This is a genomic window from Streptomyces sp. 13-12-16, from assembly GCF_002114215.1.
In the GTDB taxonomy this organism is placed as follows: domain Bacteria; phylum Actinomycetota; class Actinomycetes; order Streptomycetales; family Streptomycetaceae; genus Streptomyces.
This window is the reverse complement of sequence record NZ_NCTE01000664.1, coordinates 1-3,831: the sequence shown is the minus strand read 5'-3', so window position 1 is coordinate 3,831 and position 3,831 is coordinate 1. Positions and strand designations below refer to the sequence as shown.

Below are 3,831 nucleotides of genomic sequence, written 5' to 3'. Positions count from 1 at the left end.
GCCGGGAGCCTGCGCGCGGCGCTCGCGGACGCGCTGCCCGCGCCCATGGTGCCGGGCGCCGTCCTGCTGATCGGCGAACTGCCGCTGACACCGAGCGGCAAACTCGACGTCAACGCGCTGCCCGCGCCGACCCCCGCCCCCGCCCCCGGGGGCCGCGCACCCGCCGACGAGCGGGAGCGCGCCCTGTGCGACATCTTCTCCGCCGTGCTCGGTGTGCCCGGCATCGGCGCCGACGACGACTTCTTCACCCTCGGCGGCGACAGCCTCACCTCCATCACCGTCGCCACCCGGGCCAGGGAGCACGGACTGTCCATCGGCCCGCGCGACGTCTTCGAGCGCCGCACCCCGGCCGCCCTCGCCGCCGCGGCCGGCGAACACACCCCCCGGAATCCGGCCGCCTCCGACGTGACGCTCCCGGCGACCGAGGCGGACCGGGCAGCCGCCGCCCTGAAGGCCGTACTGGCGGGGCAGGAGCAGTCCGGCGCGGCGGTCGACCCCGCCCTGCGGGCACTGCTGGACCGGCTCACCACGGCAGTCGACACCCCCGAGACCCCCCTGCTCACCCCGGAGGAGACCGCCCGCGTCGAGGCCGCCGCCGGTGCCTCGCGGGTCGCGGACGTCTGGCCCCTGTCCCCGCTCCAGGAAGGCATGTACTTCCACGCCACCTACGACACCGGCGACGCACTCGACGTCTATCTCTCCCAGGAGACACTGGACTTCGACCACCGTCTGGACGCCACCCGGCTGCGGGCCGCGTGCCGGACGCTCCTGGAACGCAACACCGGCCTGCGCGCCGGCTTCGTCAGCGACGGTCTGCCCCGCCCGGCGCAGTTCATCGCGGAGCACGCCGAGTTCCCCCTCGCCGAGCACGACCTCTGCGCACTGCCGTCCGACGAGCGGCGGGCCCGCACGGACGAACTCCTCGCGGCCGACCGCCGCCGCCGCTTCGACCTGACCGCCCCGCCCCTCGCCCGCCTGCTGCTGCTCCACCTCGGCGACGGCCGGGACCGGCTGGTCGTCACCCACCACCTCATCCTCTGGGACGGCTGGTCCGCCTGGCTGTTCCTGGAGGAACTCCTCGCCCTGTACGAGCGGGCCGGCGACGCCACCGGACTGCCGGCCCCCGGCTCCTACCGGGACTACCTGACCTGGCTGGACCGGCAGGACACCGGCACCGCACTGGCCGCGTGGCGCCGGGCGCTCGCCGGGTTCGACGAGCCGACCCTGGTCGCCCCGGCCGGCCGCGAGGGCGGCCCGGTGATACCGGCGGACTTCGACGCGACGCTCAGCCGTGAGACCAGCGACCGGCTGCGCACCGCCGCCCGGCGCCACGGACTCACCCCGAACACCCTGCTGAACACGGCCTGGGCCCTGGTGCTCTCGGCGCTGACCGGCCGCACGGACGTCGCCTTCGGCACGGCGGTGGCCGGACGGCCCGCCGACGTCCCCGACGCCGCCGGCATCATCGGCATGTTCCTCAACACGGTCCCGGCCCGCATCGCCCTCGACCCCGGCGAATCCCTGCTCGACCTGTTGCGCAGGGCGCAGTCCGAACGCGCGGCGGTCATGCCGTACGAGTACCTGGGGCTCGGGACGCTGCAGCGGGAGACCGGCCACCGGCGGCTGTTCGACACCCTGTTCGTGCTGCGCTCGGCCGACGGCGAGGAGCGGGCCGCCACGCTCCGGCGGCGGCACGGCATCACCGGCATCTCCAACGTGGACGGCACCCACTTCCCGCTCACCCTGATCGTCACCCCGGAGACCCGGCTGCGGGTGACCCTCGCCGCCCGGCCCGACCTGTTCGACGCGGACACCGCCACGGTGATCCTCGCCCGGTTCACGACCGTGCTGGAGCGACTGGTCGACGTCCTCACCGGACCGGAGGCGGGCAGCGCCCGGACCGCCGGCCTCGACCTGCTGCTGCCCGGGGAGCGGACCGCCCCGGCCGCGGCCCGCGAACCGGTGCCCGACGACACCGTCGCCGACCTGCTCGCCGACCGGGCCGCCCGCACCCCCGACGCGGTGGCCCTGGTCTTCGGCGGGCAGTCCCTGACCTACGCCGAGCTCGACGCCCGGATCAACCGCCTCGCCCGGCTGCTGCTGGCCCGGGGCGCGGGACCGGAGAAGGCCGTCGCGCTCGCCCTGCCCCGCTCCCTCGACATGGTCACGGCACTGTTCGCCGTCCTGCGCACCGGGGCCGCCTATCTGCCGCTCGACCTCGACCACCCCGCCGACCGGCTGCGCCTGATGGTGGCGGACACCGGCCCGCTGTGCCTGGTCTCCACCACGGCGGTGGCCCCCGCCCTGCGGGGCGAAGAGGGGCCCCTCGCGCCCGAACTGCTCCTGGACACCCCGTCCGTGTCCGCCGAACTCTCCGCACTCCCGCACGACGGCATCACCGACGCCGAACGGCCGGCGTTCGCCCGCGGTGTGCCGGGCCGGCTGGAGCACCCGGCGTACATCATCTACACCTCCGGCTCCACCGGACGCCCCAAGGGCGTCGTCACCCCCTACCGGGGGCTGACGAACATGCAGCTCAACCACCAGCGGGAGATCTTCGACCCGGCCATCGCCTCCGCCGGGGGACGGCGGCTGCGGATCGCGCACACCGTCTCCTTCGCGTTCGACATGTCCTGGGAGGAACTGCTGTGGCTCGTCGAGGGCCACGAGGTGCACGTCTGCGACGAGGAACTGCGCCGGGACGCCGAGGCGCTGGTGGCCTACTGCGACCGGCACGCCGTCGACGTCGTCAACGTCACCCCGACCTACGCCCAGTTGCTGATCGAGGAGGGACTGCTCGAACAGGACCCGGCCGCGGGCAGGCACCGGCCCGCCCTGGTCCTGCTCGGCGGCGAGGCCGTCCCCGACTCCGTGTGGACCCGGCTGCGCAGCACGGAGGGCACCTACGGCTACAACCTGTACGGGCCCACCGAGTACACGATCAACACCCTCGGCGGCTCCACCACGGACAGCGCCACCCCGACCGTCGGCCTGCCCATCCGGGGCACCCGCGCCCACGTCCTCGACACCATGCTCCGCCCGGTCCCGCCCGGCTGCCCCGGCGAGCTGTACATCGCCGGCACCGGACTCGCCCGCGGCTACCACGAACGGCCGGGGCTCACGGCGGAACGCTTCGTCGCCGACCCGTTCGGGGAGCCGGGCGAGCGCATGTACCGCACCGGCGACCTGGTCCGGCGGCGCCCGGACGGCCTGCTCGACTTCCTCGGCCGCACCGACGACCAGGTGAAGATCCGCGGCTACCGCATCGAACCGGCGGAGATCACCGCCGCCCTGTCCGCGCACCCCGAGGTCGCCCGCGCGGCGGTCGTCGTGGTGCCGTCCGCCGGGACGAAGCGCCTGGTCGGCTACGTGGTGCCGGAGGAGGGCGGGCAGCCGGGGGAGGACCTGCCCAGGCGGCTCCGCGACCACCTGCGGTCCGGCCTGCCGGACTACATGGTCCCGGCCGCCCTCGTCCCCGTGGACACCCTCCCGCTGACCGTCAACGGCAAGCTCGACGTCAAGGCACTGCCCGCCCCCGACCTCACCGGCCCGGGCACCGGCCGGCCGCCCCGCACCCCGCACGAGGAGACGCTGTGCGCGCTCTTCGCCGATGTGCTCGGCCTGCCCGAGGACGGCGTCGGCGCCGACGACGACTTCTTCGACCTGGGCGGGCACTCCCTGCTCGCCACCCGGCTGGTCGGCCGCGCCCGCGCCGCCCTCGGCGTCGAACTCGCCATCCGCGACCTGTTCGAGGCACCCACCGTCGCCGAACTGGCGCGGCGCACGGCCCGTTCCGACGCCGCCGCCCGGCCCGCGCTCACGGCCGGGGAG

Annotated in this window: 1 protein-coding gene; it reads left to right on the top strand. The window is 75.3% G+C overall.

Features of this window, described 5'->3' with window-relative positions:
* A partial coding sequence (locus B7767_RS25510; RefSeq protein WP_143652636.1) for a non-ribosomal peptide synthetase occupies positions 1 to 3,831 on the top strand: 3,831 nt, incomplete at both ends.